Annotated in this window: 17 protein-coding genes; 3 read left to right on the top strand and 14 right to left on the bottom strand. The window is 68.9% G+C overall.

Annotated elements, in window-relative coordinates:
* Nucleotides 1–12: 12 nt before the first annotated feature.
* From ABDJ40_RS18065 to guaB, 11 genes are all read right to left on the bottom strand, one after another.
* Nucleotides 13–819, bottom strand: coding sequence for a FadR/GntR family transcriptional regulator (locus ABDJ40_RS18065; protein ID WP_347611755.1), 807 nt, complete (start codon nt 817–819; stop codon nt 13–15).
* Nucleotides 820–882: 63 nt separating this feature from the next.
* Nucleotides 883–1,932: an NAD(P)-dependent alcohol dehydrogenase gene (locus ABDJ40_RS18070; protein ID WP_347611756.1), complete on the bottom strand. Its 1,050-nt coding sequence runs from the start codon at nt 1,930–1,932 to the stop codon at nt 883–885.
* Nucleotides 1,933–1,950: 18 nt separating this feature from the next.
* The gene (locus ABDJ40_RS18075; protein ID WP_347611757.1) at nt 1,951–3,204 is read right to left on the bottom strand and encodes an ABC transporter substrate-binding protein; all 1,254 of its coding nucleotides are present in this window, start codon (nt 3,202–3,204) and stop codon (nt 1,951–1,953) included.
* Nucleotides 3,205–3,268: 64 nt separating this feature from the next.
* Nucleotides 3,269–3,664: a RidA family protein gene (locus tag ABDJ40_RS18080; RefSeq protein WP_269633264.1), complete on the bottom strand. Its 396-nt coding sequence runs from the start codon at nt 3,662–3,664 to the stop codon at nt 3,269–3,271.
* 45 nt (nt 3,665–3,709) lie between these two features.
* Entirely contained in the window at nt 3,710–4,576 is an 867-nt protein-coding gene (locus ABDJ40_RS18085; RefSeq protein WP_347611758.1) for an ABC transporter ATP-binding protein, read from the bottom strand.
* Nucleotides 4,573–5,304, bottom strand: a complete 732-nt coding sequence (locus tag ABDJ40_RS18090) for an ABC transporter ATP-binding protein (RefSeq protein WP_347611759.1) — start codon at nt 5,302–5,304, stop codon at nt 4,573–4,575. Before ABDJ40_RS18090 ends, ABDJ40_RS18085 begins: the two co-directional genes overlap by 4 nt.
* Nucleotides 5,301–6,275, bottom strand: a complete 975-nt coding sequence (locus ABDJ40_RS18095) for a branched-chain amino acid ABC transporter permease (protein WP_347611760.1) — start codon at nt 6,273–6,275, stop codon at nt 5,301–5,303. The genes ABDJ40_RS18090 and ABDJ40_RS18095 overlap by 4 nt, the downstream gene beginning before the upstream one ends.
* A complete protein-coding gene (locus ABDJ40_RS18100; protein ID WP_347611761.1) occupies nt 6,272–7,129 on the bottom strand; it encodes a branched-chain amino acid ABC transporter permease in 858 nt (285 codons plus the stop codon). The genes ABDJ40_RS18095 and ABDJ40_RS18100 overlap by 4 nt, the downstream gene beginning before the upstream one ends.
* A gap of 533 nt (nt 7,130–7,662) precedes the next feature.
* A complete protein-coding gene (gene guaA / locus ABDJ40_RS18105; protein WP_347611762.1) occupies nt 7,663–9,267 on the bottom strand; it encodes a glutamine-hydrolyzing GMP synthase in 1,605 nt (534 codons plus the stop codon).
* A 12-nt stretch (nt 9,268–9,279) separates the two neighbouring features.
* On the bottom strand, nt 9,280–10,554 hold the full coding sequence (locus ABDJ40_RS18110) for an MFS transporter (protein WP_347611763.1): 1,275 nt from the start codon (nt 10,552–10,554) through the stop codon (nt 9,280–9,282).
* A gap of 77 nt (nt 10,555–10,631) precedes the next feature.
* Entirely contained in the window at nt 10,632–12,104 is a 1,473-nt protein-coding gene (guaB, locus tag ABDJ40_RS18115; protein WP_269633975.1) for an IMP dehydrogenase, read from the bottom strand.
* A gap of 296 nt (nt 12,105–12,400) precedes the next feature.
* On the opposite strand from guaB, the gene ABDJ40_RS18120 reads away from it, so the two are divergent.
* Nucleotides 12,401–12,892, top strand: a complete 492-nt coding sequence (locus tag ABDJ40_RS18120) for a DUF4124 domain-containing protein (protein ID WP_347611765.1) — start codon at nt 12,401–12,403, stop codon at nt 12,890–12,892.
* Nucleotides 12,893–12,912: 20 nt separating this feature from the next.
* On the opposite strand, the gene ABDJ40_RS18125 is transcribed toward ABDJ40_RS18120, so the two are convergent.
* Entirely contained in the window at nt 12,913–13,266 is a 354-nt protein-coding gene (locus ABDJ40_RS18125) for an RnfH family protein (protein ID WP_347611766.1), read from the bottom strand.
* A complete protein-coding gene (locus ABDJ40_RS18130; RefSeq protein ID WP_269633972.1) occupies nt 13,253–13,708 on the bottom strand; it encodes a type II toxin-antitoxin system RatA family toxin in 456 nt (151 codons plus the stop codon). Before ABDJ40_RS18130 ends, ABDJ40_RS18125 begins: the two co-directional genes overlap by 14 nt.
* 46 nt (nt 13,709–13,754) lie before the next feature.
* On the opposite strand from ABDJ40_RS18130, the gene smpB reads away from it, so the two are divergent.
* Entirely contained in the window at nt 13,755–14,219 is a 465-nt protein-coding gene (gene smpB, locus ABDJ40_RS18135; protein WP_347611767.1) for an SsrA-binding protein SmpB, read from the top strand.
* 67 nt (nt 14,220–14,286) lie between these two features.
* Entirely contained in the window at nt 14,287–15,378 is a 1,092-nt protein-coding gene (locus ABDJ40_RS18140; protein ID WP_347611769.1) for an adenosine deaminase, read from the top strand.
* Here the strand turns inward: ABDJ40_RS18140 and ABDJ40_RS18145 are convergent.
* The gene (locus ABDJ40_RS18145; RefSeq protein ID WP_347611770.1) at nt 15,362–16,564 is read right to left on the bottom strand and encodes a PLP-dependent transferase; all 1,203 of its coding nucleotides are present in this window, start codon (nt 16,562–16,564) and stop codon (nt 15,362–15,364) included. The genes ABDJ40_RS18140 and ABDJ40_RS18145 overlap by 17 nt on opposite strands.
* Nucleotides 16,565–16,572: the final 8 nt, after the last annotated feature.

The following is a 16,572-nucleotide window of genomic DNA, read 5'->3' on the forward strand; positions in this document are numbered from 1 at the left end:
CCGTCCTGCCCCTCACGGCGCGGGCGGCGCCGGCAGGATCATGGCGGGGCGCAGCTTCATCTCGGAGTCCAGCAGCAGCTTGCTGCGCAGCTCGGCCTGCACGGCCTCGAGGTGCTGCTCGGTGTCCGCGATGTGGGCGAGCATCAGGCGCGCGACGCGCGCGGCGTCCTGCTTGCGGGCCGCGGCCAGGATCTTGCGGTGATGCACGACGGCCGCACAGCCCAGGGCCTGGTAGGCGGCCTCGGACACATGGACCGAGCCCACGACCAGGGTCTGCAGCAGGGCATTGATCAGCCGGCAATGGAAGCGCAGGAAGGCATTGGGGCAGGCCTCGGCGAGGATGTCGTGGAAGTGCAGGTCCTCGGTGCGCTGGCGCAGCGCCTCAGCGGTGCCGGCCATAGGCTCGCAGCACGCAATGCTGCGTTCCAGGGCCTGGAAATGCTCCTCGCCCAGGTGAGGCACCGCCGCAGCGGCAAGCGCGGGCTCCAGGAGACGCCGGACGGCATAGATGTCATGGACGTCGATGTCCTGGAAGAACAGGTAGTTCTGCAGGAACTGGAAGGTGCGGTCCAGCGAGACCGCCTCGATGGTCGCGCCGCCCCCCGGCCCGGTGGACAGGCGGATCAGGCCCTGCACCTCCAGGGCCTTGAGCGCCTCGCGCATGGTGCCGCGGCTGACCCCGAAATGCGCCTGCAGCTCGACCTCCTTGGGCAGGCGGGCGCCAGGCCGCAGATTGCGCTCGGTGATCCAGCGCTTGATCTGCTCCACGACCAGGTCGCCGCGCTTGAGCACCCTCTGGGAGGGATGGGCTGGCTGCATGTTCACGAGACTCCCTCGGCAATCGCTGCGCCCGGCCGCGGACCTGCGGCTCGGGAAACCTGCTCAGGCGCGCAGCGAGGCCATGTCGATCACAAAGCGGTAGCGCACATCACCGCCTTGCAGGCGCTCGAAGGCCTCGTTGATGTCCTGCATGCGGATGCGTTCGATGTCGCAGCAGATGCCATGCTGCGCACAGAAGTCCAGCATCTCCTGCGTCTGGGCAATGCCGCCCATGGTGGAACCAGCCAGGCTGCGACGCTGGCTGATCAGGCTGAAGGCGCGGATGCCCTGGGGCTCCGGCGAGATGCCCAGCATGACCAGCGTGCCATCGCGCCGCAGCAAACCGGCCAGGGCGTCCAGGTCCACGCGGCTGGACACCGTGTGGAGGATCAGGTCGAAGGCGCCACGCAGATGGGTCTGGGTGGCGAAGTCGGTGGCGCAGTGGAAGGCGTGGGCGCCCAGCCGGAACGCGTCCTGCTCCTTGCGTGCGGAATGGCTCAGGACGCTGACCTCGGCGCCCAGGGCCCGCGCGATCTTCACCGCCACATGACCCAGGCCGCCGAGCCCCAGCACCGCCACCCGCGTGCCCGGCCCCGCCCGCCAGTGCCGCAGGGGCGAGTACACGGTGATGCCGGCGCACAGCAGCGGCGCCGCCGCGTCTGATGGCAGCGCCTCGGGGATGGCCACGGTGTAGGCCTCGTCCACGACAATGGCCGTCGCATAGCCACCGTAGCTGCGGGTGAGGCCGTCGCGCTCCAGGCTGTTGTAGGTCGCCGTCATGCCTTGCTCGCAGTAGGGCTCCAGCCCTTCGAGGCAGGATGCGCAGCGCCGGCAAGAGTCCACGAAGCAGCCCACGCCCACCCGGTCCCCCACCTGCCGGCGGCTCACGGCTGGCCCGACGCGCTGCACGTGGCCCACGATCTCATGCCCCGGCACCATGGGGAAGAGCTGGCGCCCCCACTCGCCGCGCGCCTGGTGCAGGTCGGAGTGGCAGACGCCGCAGAAGTCGATCTCGATCAGCACGTCGCGGGGGCGCAGGGCCCGGCGTTGCACCTGCCAGGCGGTCAGCGGCTCGCCGCGGCGCTGGGCTGCAAAGGCTTTGGCCAGATACATGGAGACTCCTTGCTCGCTTCAGCGCTTCCAGGGTGGCGGGGCCACCGGCTCGGTACGGATCTCGGCCGGCCAGACCACGCTGCGCTCGCCGTCCGGCCGCCACTGGTTGACGCCGATGGCACGGAAGCCCGTGCCGAAGCGGGCGTTGTGGTGCTTCTCGAAGGCCCAGCGCGCGACCACCCCGACCATATCGGCCCCCTCCAGCGCGGCCACGAGCTTGTCGGGCTCGGTGCCGCCCTTCTCGATGGCCTGCTTGAGCAGGAACAGGGCGTCGTATGTGTAGCCGCTGGTGTAGTCGGGCGAGACCTTGTAGCGCGCGACGTAGCGGTCGTACCAGGGGATGGTCTTGGGCGTGATGGCCACGCGCTGGCTGCCGGTCATCAGGTTCATGTGGCTGACGGCGCGGCCCTCGGTGTCCTTCCAGAAGCGCGTGGAAGCGCCCGAGGCGTTGACGCCGAACATCGGCGGCCCCTGCAGCTCGCCCCATTGCTTGACGTAGATCGCGCCGTCGACGTGCGAGGAGAGGTCGATGATGTACTGCGGCTCGGCCCGCATGATCTTGCTCAGCAGGGGCTTGAAGTCCTTGGTGTCGACATCGAAGGCTTCGTCGGCCACGATCTTCACGCCGGCCTGGACCAGGTTCTGCTTCAGGGTCGGCAGCAGGCCCTTGGCCCAGACCGCGTTCTCGGCCAGGATGGCGGCGCGGTCGTAGCCCTTCTCCTTGAGCAGGCAGCGCACGGCGAAGTCGCTCAGCGCATCAGCCATCTCCTGAGTCGTGTGCATGACGCGAAACCAGTACTTGTGCCGCGCGTAGTCCTGCGACACGCGCTCGGACAGCTGCAGCGTGGCCGCGCCGGTCGAGACGAAGGGCACCTTGTAACGCACCATCTGGTCCAGGACGGCCATCGCCGCGCCGCTGGAGGCCGTCCCGACGACGGCCACGACCTTGTCGGAGAGCGCCAGCTTCTTGTAGGCGTTCACCGCGCCCTCGGGCTTGTATTCGTCATTGGCAATCACGAGCTCGAGCTTGCGGCCGCCGATGCCGCCGGCCGCGTTGATGTCCTCGGCCGCCAGGCGCGCTGCATTGACCAGCCCGTCGCCGGGCGGGGTGTTGAAGGGCGCGATCACGCCGATCTTCACGGTGTCTTCGGCATGGGCAGGCAGCACACCACCGGCAGCCAGCGCGAGGGCCGCGCAGCTGCCCATCCAGTGCCGCCGTGTGCCGCCAGAGCGCGTGCGCGCGGCGGGTGTCAGGGTCTTCAGGCAATTCATGTCCATCCTCCTTCGATGCATGCAGGCTTGCAGGGCGGTGTGCCCGGGCGCTGCCGGCCCTCCCTCAATCGGCGGCGCGGGCCGCCACGATCTCCACCTCGAGCATCCAGCGGGCATCCACCAGGCCGGAGACCCACACCAGCGTCATCGCCGGCTTGAGCGCGCCGAAGTAGCGGTGGCGGATCTCGGCGAAGGTCGCCATGTCGCACTGGGGCTTCAGGTAGCCGGTGAACTTGACGACGTCGTCCCAGTTCATGCGGGCCTCTCGCAGGATCTCGCTCAGGTTGTCCATGACCAGCTCGACCTGGCGGCCGAAGTCCGCCGGCACCTCGCCGGCCGGGTCCACGCCCACGGTGCCCGAGCTGAAGAGCAGGCGCGACTGGGGCGGCACGACGAAGGCATGCGAGTAGCGACGGCGGTAGGGCGGTGCAATGGTCTGCGGGTCCAGCACGGTGTTCACGGGGGGTCTCCTTGATGGCGGGGATGGCGGTCGGTGGTGCGGGCCTCAAAGGCCCAGATAGGCGGCGCGCACGCCCTCGTGGTGCGCCAGCTCGGCGCTGGGCCCGTGCAAGGCGATGCGGCCTTCCTCGAGCACGTAGGCGCGTTGCGAGGCCGCCAGCGCGAGCTGCGCGTTCTGCTCCACCACCAGGGCGGTCAGCCCCTGGACATTGAGCTCGCGAAGCACGTCGAAAAGCTGCCCCACGATCAGGGGCGCAATGCCGAAGGACGGCTCGTCCAGCAGCAGCACGGCCGGGCGCCCCATCAGGGAGCGTGCGATGGCCAGCATCTGCTGTTCGCCTCCGCTGAGCGATGCCGCGCGCTGGCGCAGACGCAGCTTCAGCACCGGGAACAGCTCGCAGACGAGTTCGACATCGGCCTCCACCGCTTCTCGATCGCGGCGCAGATGCGCGCCCAGGCGGAGGTTGTCCTCGACGCTGAGGTCGGGGAAGAGCTGCCGGCCTTCGGGGCAATGGATCACGCCCGCCTGCACGATCTGGCGCGGCGAGCGCCCCTGCAGGGCCTGCTGACCCAGCTGGATGCGGCCCGTGCAGGGCAGCAGGCCCGAGAGCGCGCGCAGCAGCGTGGTCTTGCCGGCGCCGTTGGGGCCGATCAGCGCCACCAGCTCGCCGGGCTTCACGCACAGGGAGACCTCATGGAGCACGGCCAGGCCGCCATAGCCTGCACTGAGCCGCTCGACCACCAGGGCGCCGCGCCCCGGTGCCGACTGGCTGCCACATGCCGGGGTCTCCTCGCCATCCGGCGCGCCGGTGCCGAGCGACCGGCTGTCGCATTCGGTATCGGGCCAACCCTCGCGTGATTCGCGTGCGGCATGCTGGCCGTTGGCGGGACGCTGATGCAGGGGCTCGCTCATGCCAGCGTCCCCTGCCGGCCGAGATAGGCCTCGATGACCTGCAAATTGGCGGCGATGGCCTGGGGCGTCCCTTCGGCCAGGCGGGCGCCGAAGTTCAGCACCAGGGCGCGGTCGATCAGGGGCATCAGCTCACGCAGGCGGTGCTCGATGATCAGCGTGGTGTGCCCTGCCTCGCGGCGATCACGCAGGCACTGGGCCACGCGGCGCACGGCCTGCGCCCCCAGCCCCGAGAAGGGCTCGTCCAGCAGCAGAAGCCGGGGGGCCGCGGCCAGGGCCCGGCCGATGTCCAGCAGGCGCAGCTCACCCTGGTTGAGGGATTCGCTCGGCGCATCGGCCTTGTGGGACAGGCCCAGGGTGTCCAGCCACTCACCGGCCCGCGCCCGCTGCTGCGCCACACCGGCGCAGCGGCCGGGCAGGCCCAGGGGCAGCATCAGCGACTCCAGCGCCGTCAGCCCGACGAAGGGCCGAGCCAGCTGAAAGCTCCGCGCCAGGCCAAGGCGGGCGATCGCATGCGGACGGCGGCCCAGCAGCTCGGTGCCCGCCAGGCGCACGGAGCCGCTGTCAGCTGGCAGGAAGCCGGTCAGCAGGTTGAACAGGCTGGTCTTGCCTGCACCGTTGGGACCGATGATGGCGTGGATGCTGCCAGCGGCGACCTCGAAGCCGAGATCCCTGACGGCGCACAGCCCGCCGAAGTGCTTGCTCAGACCGGAGACGACGAGCAGCTTCATGGACGGCCCTCCCCGGCTTGCCGCGGCGCGGCCAGGTGCCGCCTGGCAGAGCGGCGCCGGACCCAGGCGCTGCCGGCCAGGCCCTCGGGATGGAGGTAGACCAGCAGGATCAGAAGGCCGGTGAAGATCACGGCGCGGTACTGCTCGAACACGCGCAGGCCCTCGCTCAGCAGGATCAGCAGCGCCGCGGCCAGCGCTGGTCCGAACGGCCGGCCGCGCCCACCCACGGTGGCCAGCAGCACGATCATCACCGACAGGCCGCCAGAGAGCAGGTCCGGGTTCACCTGCATCTGCGTGTGGCCGTACATGGCGCCGCCCAGGCCGGCCAGGGTGCCGCTGAGCGTGAAGGCCAGGATTTTGTAGGCGGCGGTGTCGTAGCCGCTGGCCATCACGGCGTCCTCATGATGGCTGCTCGCACGCAGCACCAGGCCGAGACGCGATCGCATGAAGGCCTGCATGGCCAGGCAGGAGAGGGACAGCAGGGCCAGGCACACGAGCAGGTCCGCCCCCACGCTGCTGGTGAAGGGCCGCAGGCCGGACAGGCCCTCCTCCCCGCCGGTGTAGCGCGAGAGGATGAAGCTCAGCTTGTAGCCCATGGCCGCCACGGCGATGGTGGCCAGTGAAAAGTAGGGGCCTCGCAGTCGGAGCGTCAGCGACCCCAGCAGCGCCCCCAGCGTGCCGGCCGCCACCGCGGCCAGGGGCACCGAGAACAGGGGGTCCAGCCCCAGGTGCCGGCCCAGCAGGGCGGAACCGTAGCCCGCACCGCCGATGAACACGGCATGCCCGAAGTTGTCGAGCCCGGTGGGACCGCAGAGCAGGTCCCAGCTGGCGGCGAACTGCGCATAGACGACGGCCAGGATGAGGAGCTCGTGCACATAGGGCGCATCGATGAGCAGGGCTGCCGCCGCGGCAGCCAGCACCAGCACGGCACCCAGGGGCGGCACGCTGCGAAGGACATCGAGCGGGCTCATAGGCTTCTCGTGGCGAAGAGGCCCGTGGGGCGGAGGATGAGCACCAGCACGATCACCAGCAGGGCCACGAGGTCGGCGAACTGGTCCGACAGCGTGAAGGTGGTCACGACCTCGGCGAAGCTCAGCACGAAGGCCGCCACCACGGCACCGGGCAGACTGCCCAGGCCGCCCAGAATGGCGATCGCGAAGGCCTTCACCAGCCAGTAGGCCCAGATCGACGGCACCAGGGTGATGGTGGGCGCCACCAGCGCACCGGCCAGGGCGGCCAGGGCTGCAGACAGCACCAGGGTGCCCGCCACGATGCGCGAGGCATCCATGCCCACCAGCAAGGCCCCCTGCCGATTCTGGGCTACCGCGATGACGGAGCGCCCTTGCGCCGTATGCCGCAGAAAGGCCCACAGCACCAGCAGCAGCACCAGCGCCAACGGGAACAGCAGCAACTCCAGCTGGAGCAGCCTCACGCCCATCAGCGTCTGGCTGCCGGCCAGCAAGCCCGGAACGCTGGTGCTGGTGGCGCCAAAGCCCGCCCGCAGGCATTGCTCGACGAACAGGGCCACAGCCAGCGACATGACCATGACATAGGACGGCGACTGCAGGCGCCTGCGCAGCAGCACCGCGTGGAGCAGGGCCGCCACGACGCAGGTCGACAGCACCGCCAGCGCGATGGCCAGCAGCAGCCAGCGTCCGCCGAACAGCGGCCCGTAGAACAGGTAGGTGAAGTAGCCCCCCAGCATGAACAGCGTGCCATGGGCCAGGTTGAGCACGCCACCCACCGAGAACACCAGCACGAAGCCCACGGCGACCAGGGCGTAGATCGCACCGCGGCTGAGCGTGAACAGGACGATCTCAAGCATGGCGGCACCCCTCGAGCAAGGTGCATGGGCAGGGCTTGGGCCTGCCGCCGCGGCGTGAGCACATGGAGGACCTCCTGCGTCAATTTATGATGATAAATATAATAAATTCAATAAAACCATGTCCACTGAAGAAGCCTAGGTAGTTACCCCTGACAGCCCGCGGGCTCATTGTGGGCAGCGAGGCGTGAAGCCGGCGCCGGGCGGCGCTGTGCCTGTTGACAGCTGACAAGCCCGCGCGTCCGTGCCAGGCGCAGCGGCAAGGCAGGAACCCGGGGAAAGCGCGAAAAAAAAGGAGAGCCGAAGCTCTCCTTTGCGTTGCAGCGGGGTGCTGCGCGTGACCTCGGCGCTTGCAAGCGCCTCGGAGTCATTCGGCACATCGTCGGGCTGACTGCCTCCACCCACCTCGGCGCTTGCAAGCGCCTCGGAGTCATTCGGCACATCGTCCGGCTGACTGCCTCCACCCACCTCGGCGCTTGCAAGCGCCTCGGAGTAATGAGGCACACAACAGTCCTCAGGACTGTTGTGTGTCCCCATTACTCCCATTCAATGGTCGCAGGCGGCTTGCTCGAGACGTCGTAGGTCACGCGGTTGATGCCGCGCACCTCGTTGATGATGCGCCCCGACACCTTCTTCAGCAGGCCGTAGGGCAGCTCGGCCCAGTCGGCGGTCATGAAGTCGCTGGTCTGCACGGCGCGCAGGGCCACCACGTAGTCGTAGGTGCGGCCGTCTCCCATCACGCCCACGCTCTTCACCGGCAGGAAGACGGTGAAGGCCTGGCTGGTGAGGTCGTACCAGGTCTTGCCCGTGGCCTCGTCCTTCCAGTGGCGCAGCTCCTCGATGAAGATCGCGTCGGCACGGCGCAGCAGGTCAGCGTAGTCCTTCTTCACCTCGCCCAGGATGCGCACGCCCAGGCCCGGGCCCGGGAAGGGGTGGCGGTAGACCATCTCGGGCGGCAGGCCCAGTGCCACGCCCAGCTCGCGAACCTCGTCCTTGAACAGCTCGCGCAGCGGCTCCAGCAGCTTCAGGCCCAGTTGCTCCGGCAGGCCGCCCACGTTGTGGTGGCTCTTGATGGTGGTGGCCTTCTTGGTCTTGGTGCCGCCGCTTTCCACCACGTCGGGGTAGATCGTGCCCTGAGCCAGGAAGGTCGCGCCCTTGTGCCCCTGGCCGCTGGCCTTGAGCTTCTCGGCCTCGGCCTTGAACACATCCACGAAGAGACCGCCGATGATCTTGCGCTTCTTCTCCGGATCCGTGACGCCGGCCAGCTGGCCCAGGAAGAGCTCGCTGGCATCCACGCGGATCACGCGGGCGTGCAGCTTGCCTTCGAACATGTCCATGACCATGTCGCCCTCGTTGAGGCGCAGCAGGCCGTGGTCCACGAAGACGCAGGTGAGCTGGTCGCCGATGGCGCGGTGGATCAGGGCCGCGGCCACGCTGGAGTCCACGCCGCCGGACAGGCCGAGGATCACCTCCTCGTCACCCACCTGCTCGCGGATCTTCTGCACGGCTTCCTCGATGTAGTTGCCCATGACCCAGTCGCCCTTGCAGCCGGCGATGTCCCGCACGAAGCGCGTCAGCAGCGCATGGCCCTGCACGGTGTGGGTCACTTCCGGGTGGAACTGCACGGCGTAGTAGCCCTTGGCTTCATTGGCCATGCCGGCGATGGGGCAGCTGGGCGTGGAGGCCATCAGCGTGAAGCCCGGGGGCAGCGCGGTGACCTTGTCGCCGTGGCTCATCCAGACCTTGAGCATGCCGTGGCCTTCCGGCGTGGCGAAGTCCTGCAGGCCGTCCAGCAGCTTCGTGTGGCCGTGGGCCCGGACCTCGGCGTAGCCGAACTCGCGGTGCTCGCTTGCCTCCACCTGGCCGCCCAGCTGCACGGTCATCGTGAACATGCCGTAGCAGATGCCCAGCACGGGAACGCCCAGATCCCACACGGCCTGCGGCGCGCGCAGCTCGTGGTCCTCGTAAGTCGACGCATGGCTGCCGGACAGAATGATGGCCTTGGGCGCGAAGCTGCGGATGAAGTCGTCCGAGACATCGTTCGGATGGATCTCGCAGTAGACATGGGCCTCACGGACACGGCGGGCGATCAGCTGGGTGACCTGGGAGCCGAAGTCGAGGATCAGGACTTTGTCATGCATGGTGGTGCTCACTCAATGGCCGGCCGGCGCCGGGGCAGCGCTGGCCGAAGGGGTGGCCCGCGCGAAATGGCGCCAGGCGAAGAACAGGGACAGTGCCTGCAGCAGGGCACAGAAGTAGAAGGGCGCGCCGGCCAGCCAGTTCGTGGGCGGCACATCCGAGACGAGGTACATCAGGCCCGGGCCGATCACCGGCGCCAGCACGGCCATCACGCTGTTGAGCGAGGAGACGGCGCCCATGGTCTCGCCCTGGGTGCGGGCGTCCGCCGCGTTGGAGATCAGGCTCTGCAGCGCCGTGCCGGCGGCGAAGCCCAGTACGTTGACGACGATGGGCACGAACATCATCCAGCCCTCGGTCGCCCACCCCCAGAAGGCATTGGTGAGCACCGAGGACGCCAGGCCCCACATCACCAGCTTGTGCGCCGCGAAGGCCTTCAGCAGGCGAGGCATCAGGAAGCCCTGCACGATGACCGACATCACGCCCACCGCGAACAGCGACAGGCCGTTGGCCTTGGGACCCCAGCCGAACTTGTGCGCCGTGTAGAGCACCCAGCTGCTGTGCAGGATCAGCTGCGCCAGGCCGCTCAGCCCGAGCACGAAGACCAGTCCGCCCACGCCCTTGAGCTTGCCCAGGCGACCGAGCGCGCTGACCGGGTTGGCCTTGCGCCACTCGAAGGGGCGGCGGTTCTCGGGCTTGAGGGACTCGGGCAGCACGAAGAAGCCGTACAGCCAGTTCACCAGAGCCAGCGAGCCGGCCACGAAGAAGGGCAGGTGCAGGTTGATGTCACCCAGGATGCCGCCCATGGCCGGCCCGAGGATGAAGCCCATGCCGAAGGCCGCGCCCAGCATGCCGAAGCGCTTGGCGCGCTCTTCCGGCGCGCTGATGTCGGCCACGTAGGCATTGGCGACGGCGGCATTGGCCTGCATCGCACCGCTGACCAGGCGCACGGCCACCAGCATCCACAAGGCGGTGGCGGTGGCGGTGACGAAGAAGCTCAGCGCCAGGCCGCAGAAGCCGATCAGCATCACCGGCCGGCGGCCGTAGCGGTCGGACAGGGAGCCCAGGATGGGCGAGCCGAAGAAGTTGGCGATACCAAAGGCAAAGGCCACCGCCAGATACGCCAGGTTGTGCTCGGCCGGCGTGCGGGCGAAGGTGCCTACCAGCGGTGGCAGCACAGGGATGATGAGGCCGATGCTGATCATGTCGATCAGCACGGCAATCATGATGAAGAGCATCCCGGCCTGGCGCCCGGTCTTGGGAGCGGGGGCCGGATTTTCAGACACGGTCATTGCTTGTGCTCATGGCTGCTGCGGGCCGGAATGAAAGCAGGGGCGACCTGCGTCGCCCCTGCTTTGCACCTGCCGGCTTACTCCGATCGGTAGTTCGGCGCCTCTTTGGTGATCTGCACATCGTGGACATGGCTTTCGCGAATGCCCGCGGCGGTGATCTCGACGAACTCGGCGCGCTCGTGCATCTCGGCGATGGTGGCGCAACCGCAGTAGCCCATGGAGGCACGCACGCCACCGGCCATCTGGAAGACGATGGCGACCATGGACCCCTTGTAGGGCACGCGGCCTTCGATGCCCTCGGGCACCAGCTTGTCCGCGTTGGGATTGGTGGTCTCGTCGTTTTCCTGGAAGTAGCGGTCGGCCGAACCAGCCTTCATCGCGCCGATGGAGCCCATGCCGCGATAGCTCTTGTAGGAGCGGCCCTGGAAGAGGATGACCTCGCCCGGCGCTTCCTCGGTACCGGCGAACATGCCGCCCATCATCACGGCGCTGGCGCCGGCGGCGATGGCCTTGGCGATGTCGCCCGAGTAGCGGATGCCGCCGTCGGCGATCAGCGGCACGCCCGTGCCCTTGAGCGCGGTGGCGACGTAGTCGATGGCGGTGATCTGGGGCACGCCCACGCCGGCCACGATGCGGGTGGTGCAGATGGAGCCGGGGCCGATGCCGACCTTGACGCCGTCAGCACCCGCCTCGACCAGGGCCAGGGCCGCTGCACCGGTGGCGATGTTGCCGCCGATGACGTCGACCTGCGGGAAGTTCTTCTTCACCCAGCGCACGCGCTCGATGACGCCGGCGCTATGGCCGTGGGCCGTGTCGACCACGATGGCATCGACGCCGGCCTTCACCAGCAGCTCGACGCGCTCTTCCGTGCCCTCACCCACGCCCACCGCCGCGCCGACGCGCAGCTTGCCCTGGGCATCGCGAGCGGCATTGGGGAAGTTGGTCTGCTTGGTGATGTCCTTGACCGTCATCAGGCCGCGCAGCTCGAAGGCATCGTTGATGACCAGCACGCGCTCGAGCTTGTGCGTGTGCATCAGCGCCTTGGCCTCGGCCAGCGAGGCGCCTTCCTTGACCGTGATCAGGCGTTCGGCCGGGGTCATGATCTCGCGCACCGAGGCGTCCATGCGGGTCTCGAAGCGCAGGTCGCGGCCGGTCACGATGCCGACCACCTTGCTGCCTTCCAGCACCGGGAAGCCCGAGATGCCGTGGTGCTCGGACAGCGCCTTGACCTGGCGGACCGTCGTGTCGGGCGTGATCGTGATGGGGTCGCGCAGCACGCCGGACTCATAGCGCTTGACGCGGGCCACTTCGGCGGCCTGCTGCTGCGGCGTGAGGTTCTTGTGGACGATGCCCATGCCGCCTTCCTGTGCCATGGCGATGGCAAGGCGGGATTCCGTGACCGTGTCCATGGCGGCGGACACCAGGGGCAGGTTGATCCGGATATTGCGGGTCAGCTGGGTGGCGAGGCTGGTGTCGCGGGGCAACACCTGGGAGAACGCAGGCACCAACAACACATCGTCGAAGGTGAGCGCTTTTCCAAGAAGGCGCATGAGGGTGGCTCCAGACGCAAAGCGGCATTATAGGGAAGTCGGGCGAGCCCTGCCCTGCCGGCTGTGAAAACCGGTCGCCAGGCCCGGCGCGCAAGGGGGAAGCCGGGCAAGTCGTGAACTATGGCCTTGGCTTCAGCACAGGCGGACACTAGCGTCAAGGCAGTTTCACATTCACTGACAACTGCAGGCGCAGGCACCGGCTTGAAGCCGTCGGGGCCGCCCTACACTTTGCTGGATTGACTCGGAAAAGAACTGACATGTCGTTGCGCCTCTCTCCCTGCCTTCAACTGCTGTCCTTGAGCGCATTGCTGCTGTTCGGCCCCGCGGCCGAGGCCCAGTGGAAATGGAAGGACGCCAACGGCAAGATCCAGTACAGCGACATGCCCCCGCCCCCCAGCGTGGCGGACAAGGACATCCTGCTGCGCCCCCCCGGCACCCGGGCCACCGTCGTGCCTTATGGCTCGGCCCAGGCAGCGGCAGCCAGCGCCGCCGCGGCAGCCTCCGCCAACGCCGCAGCCCAGGCTGCCGCGAAGAAGGACGCCGACCAGCAAGGCCAGGCCAAGAAGGAGGCCGAGCAGGCACAGGCTCGTCAGGCCGAGGAAGCCAAGAAGCTCGCCGCCGCCCGCGCCGAGAACTGCCAGCGCGCCCGCCAGAACCTGGTGCTGCTGGACACCGGCCTGCGGGTCTCGACCCTCAACTCCGCCGGCGAAACGGTCTTCATGGACGACAAACAGCGCGCCGCCGAACGCGAGCGCGTGCAGGCCATCGTCAACAAGGACTGCCGCTGAGCAGGCCGCGGCGGCGCCCCTCAGCCGCCCGTCTTCCCTGACAGCGGCCGGTGCCGCGAGACGATCCGCCGGCCGGTGGCCCGATAGCGCAGGCGCCGGGCCTCTTTGGGGTCCACGCTGAGCGGCCGGTAGACCTCCACCCGGTCGCGGTCCCTCAGCACCGTCTCCAGGGTCTGCTGACGGCCCCACACCCCCACGCAGAGCGGCCCGCCCGCCTCCAGGCCCGCGCGGTCCTGCGCGAAGCGTGGCGAGGCCGACAGAGCCTGCGACACCGTGCTGCCAGCCGCGAGCAGCAGCGGCTCAGCCTGCACGCAGCCCGGCCGCGGGCTCCAGACCAGCTCGATGCGGATCGCTGCCGACTCAGCGGGGGCCATAGACCACCTCGGCCCGCTTGACGAAGGAATCCACGAAGGTCGCAGCGATGCGGTCGAAGACCGGGCTCACCACCGCCTCGAGGGCTGCGCTGGAGAAGGCGTAGTGCAGTTCGAACTCGACCTTGCAGGCCTGCGGGGCCTGACCCGGCCCGGCGCTCAGCGGGAGGAAGGTCCAGTCCCCCTCCAGCGTGGAGAAGGGGCCATCGACCAGCCGCATGGCCACGCGCTCATGCCCCTCGTGGGTGTTGCGCGTCGAGAAGGACTGGCGCACCCCGGCGATGGACAGGCCCACGCGCGCCGTGACGCCGTCCTCGTGCGTCTCCAGCACCTCGGCACGGTCGCACCAGGGCAGGAACTCGGGATAGCGGGGAATGGCCGTCACCAGGTCATGCATTTCCTGGGGCGTGTACCAGAGCAGAACGGACTTCTTCACATGCTTCATACAATGCCGGGATTGTATTGGCCGCACGCGGCCCGAATGAGCCTCCATGTCCATCGCTGAAAACCGCCGCGCCCGATTTGAGTACCACATCGAAGAGCAGTACGAAGCCGGCATCGTGCTGGAGGGCTGGGAGGTCAAGGCCATCCGCGAAGGCCAGGTGCAGTTGCCCGATGGCTACGTGGTGATCAAGGACGGCGAGCTCTACCTCATCGGCTGCCGCATCAACCCGCTGCGCACCGCCTCCACCCACGTCAACCCGCTGGCCGACCGCACGCGCAAGCTGCTGATGAAGAAGGAGCAGATCCGCCGCCTCATCGGCAAGGTGGAACAGCGCGGCTTCACCATCGTGCCGCTGAACCTGCACTACAAGGACGGGCGGGTGAAGGTCGAGATCGCGCTGGCCAAGGGCAAGGCCCAGCATGACAAGCGCGAGACCGAGAAGAAGCGGGACTGGGAGCGTGAAAAGGGCCGCCTGATGCGCCACAAGGTCGGCGGCCCCGCCAAGGACTGAAGCCAACGGACACACCCGCGGCGCCGCATCCGGCCCATACTGTCCCCATCCCTCCTGGAGGACAGCCATGCCCCACCCCAGCCTCCCCACGGACACCCTGCTGGCCCTGCTGCGTCATGCGCCCAAGGCCGAGCTGCACCTGCACATCGAAGGCACCCTGGAGCCCGAGATGATGTTCGCGCTGGCGCAGCGCAACGGCATCACCCTGCCCTACCCCGACGTCGCCACGCTGCGCCGGGCCTACGACTTCCAGAACCTGCAAAGCTTCCTGGACCTCTACTACGCCGGGGCCAGCGTGCTGCTGCAGGCCCGCGACTTCGAGGACCTGGCCTGGGCCTATTTCCAGCGCGCCCGGGCCGATGGCTGCGTGCGCTGCGAGATCTTCTTCGACCCGCAGACCCACACCGACCGCGGCGTGCCGTTGGCCCTCGTGATGCAGGGCCTCAACACCGCCATCGCGCGCGCCCGGCGCGAGCTGGGGCTCAGCGTCGGGCTCATTCCCTGCTTCCTGCGCCACCTCAGCGAGGAGGCCGCCCTGGACACGCTGGAAGCCCTCAAGCCCTACCGCGAGGACCTGCTGGGCGTCGGCCTGGACAGCAGCGAGCTGGGCCATCCACCCGAGCAGTTCGCCATGGTCTTCGCCGCCGCGGGCGCCCTGGGCCTGCACCGCGTGGCCCATGCCGGCGAGGAAGGCCCGCCCGCCTACATCTGGGATGCCCTGCGCAGCCTGCATGCCGAGCGCATCGACCACGGCGTTCGCTGCCTGGAGGACGCCGCGCTGGTGGCCCATCTGCGCCAGGCCGGCACGCCGCTGACCGTCTGCCCGCTGTCCAACGTCAGGCTGCGCGTGGTGCAGCGCCTGGAGGACCATGCCCTGCCGCAGCTGCTGGCCGAGGGCCTGTGCGCGATGATCAATGCGGACGACCCCGCCTACTTCGGCGGCTACCTGATGGACAACATCGAGGCCTGCGCCCGCGCGATGCCGCAGCTGGGCCTGGCCGAATGGCACCGCCTGCTGGACAACAGCCTGGCGGCCAGCTTCGCGCCGGATACCGACAAGATCGCCTGGCGCGCCCGGCTCGCACGGGATTTCGCCGCGGCCGGCTTCGATCCGGGCTTTGACCCGGACGCCCCCGCGGACCTCAGCCCAGACGCCTGAGCGCCTGCGCCAGGTCGGCCTGCAGATCGTCCGCCGCCTCCAGGCCGAGGGCGAAGCGGACGATGTGCCCGGCCTCGTAGGGCAGCGCCAGCGATCGGCTGCGGCTCATGTTGTAGGGCACGGCCAGGCTCATCGGGCCGGCCCAGGAGTAGCCGATGCCGAAGAGCTCCAGCGCGTCCACGAAGGCATCCACCTGGGCGGCGCTGTACTGCGGCTGGAACACGGCCGAGAACAGGCAGGCCGCGCCGCCGGCGCTCAGCTCGCACCAGTGCGCATGGCCGGGCGACCCCGGCAGCGCCGGGTGCAGCACGCGTGCCACCTGCGGCTGGGCCTGCATCCAGCGGGCCAGCTGGCGGGTGCTGGCATCCTGGGCGCGGTAGCGCAGCTCCAGCGTCGGCAGGCCACGCAGCACCAGCTCCACATCGTTCTGGCCGAGGCCGTAGCCCAGGTGCTCGTGGCAGTCGTTGAGGCGGTCGTGCAGGGCCTGGTCGCGGGTGTAGACCGCGCCCATCAGCACGTCGGCACCGCCGGAGGGGTACTTGGTCAGGGCCTGCATGGAGATGTCCACGCCGAAGCCCGGCTCGCGCTCCGGCAGCAGGTCGAAGGGCTTGAAGGCGACGCCAGCGCCCCAGGTGTTGTCCAGCGCGGTGGTGATCCCGCGGGCCTTGCAGGCGCGGATCAGGCCGATGAGATCAGGGAACTCCAGCGTGATGGAGCCGGCGGCCTCCAGCCACACGAGGCGCGTCTTCTCGCTCAGCAGGGCCTCGAAGGCCGGCACATCCAGCGGGTCGTAGACCTTGTGCGTGACACCCAGACGCGGCAGGAACCCCGTGCAGAGATGGCGGTTCTGTCCGTAGACGTTGTCGGGGATCAGCACTTCGTCGCCCGGCTGCAGCAGGCCCAGGCTCACCACGGTGATGGCGGACAGGCCGCTGGGCGTCAGCAGGCAGTGCTCGGCCCCCTCAAGCGTGGCCAGGCGCGCGGCCAGCGTGTAGGAGGTGGGCGTGCCGTGCAGACCGTAGCGGTAGCTCTTGCCGTCGCGGGGGCGGTAGGTGTGCAGGTCCGCCGTGTCCTTGAACAGCACGGTGGAGGCCTTGAAGACGCCCACCGGCATGGCGGCCCAGCCTTCGGGCGGCTGGTAGGGATGGTGGATCTGCTCGGTGGCGATGGCGCGCTTGGGCTTCATGGGCGGGA

Origin of the sequence: Roseateles flavus (genome assembly GCF_039872765.1) — a bacterium.
Classification (GTDB): Bacteria; Pseudomonadota; Gammaproteobacteria; order Burkholderiales; family Burkholderiaceae_C; genus Roseateles_B; species Roseateles_B flavus.

Excerpts from the sequence above, each read along its gene's own strand:
- ABDJ40_RS18065 (WP_347611755.1), bottom strand. The coding sequence starts at position 819 with ATGCAGCCAGCCCATCCCTCCCAGAGGGTGCTCAAGCGCGGCGACCTG.
- ABDJ40_RS18070 (WP_347611756.1), bottom strand. The coding sequence starts at position 1,932 with ATGTATCTGGCCAAAGCCTTTGCAGCCCAGCGCCGCGGCGAGCCGCTG.
- ABDJ40_RS18075 (WP_347611757.1), bottom strand. The coding sequence starts at position 3,204 with ATGAATTGCCTGAAGACCCTGACACCCGCCGCGCGCACGCGCTCTGGC.
- ABDJ40_RS18085 (WP_347611758.1), bottom strand. The coding sequence starts at position 4,576 with ATGAGCGAGCCCCTGCATCAGCGTCCCGCCAACGGCCAGCATGCCGCA.
- ABDJ40_RS18090 (WP_347611759.1), bottom strand. The coding sequence starts at position 5,304 with ATGAAGCTGCTCGTCGTCTCCGGTCTGAGCAAGCACTTCGGCGGGCTG.
- ABDJ40_RS18095 (WP_347611760.1), bottom strand. The coding sequence starts at position 6,275 with ATGAGCCCGCTCGATGTCCTTCGCAGCGTGCCGCCCCTGGGTGCCGTG.
- ABDJ40_RS18100 (WP_347611761.1), bottom strand. The coding sequence starts at position 7,129 with ATGCTTGAGATCGTCCTGTTCACGCTCAGCCGCGGTGCGATCTACGCC.
- guaA (WP_347611762.1), bottom strand. The coding sequence starts at position 9,267 with ATGCATGACAAAGTCCTGATCCTCGACTTCGGCTCCCAGGTCACCCAG.
- ABDJ40_RS18110 (WP_347611763.1), bottom strand. The coding sequence starts at position 10,554 with ATGACCGTGTCTGAAAATCCGGCCCCCGCTCCCAAGACCGGGCGCCAG.
- guaB (WP_269633975.1), bottom strand. The coding sequence starts at position 12,104 with ATGCGCCTTCTTGGAAAAGCGCTCACCTTCGACGATGTGTTGTTGGTG.
- ABDJ40_RS18125 (WP_347611766.1), bottom strand. The coding sequence starts at position 13,266 with ATGGCCCCCGCTGAGTCGGCAGCGATCCGCATCGAGCTGGTCTGGAGC.
- ABDJ40_RS18130 (WP_269633972.1), bottom strand. The coding sequence starts at position 13,708 with ATGAAGCATGTGAAGAAGTCCGTTCTGCTCTGGTACACGCCCCAGGAA.
- smpB (WP_347611767.1), top strand. The coding sequence starts at position 13,755 with ATGTCCATCGCTGAAAACCGCCGCGCCCGATTTGAGTACCACATCGAA.
- ABDJ40_RS18140 (WP_347611769.1), top strand. The coding sequence starts at position 14,287 with ATGCCCCACCCCAGCCTCCCCACGGACACCCTGCTGGCCCTGCTGCGT.
- ABDJ40_RS18145 (WP_347611770.1), bottom strand. The coding sequence starts at position 16,564 with ATGAAGCCCAAGCGCGCCATCGCCACCGAGCAGATCCACCATCCCTAC.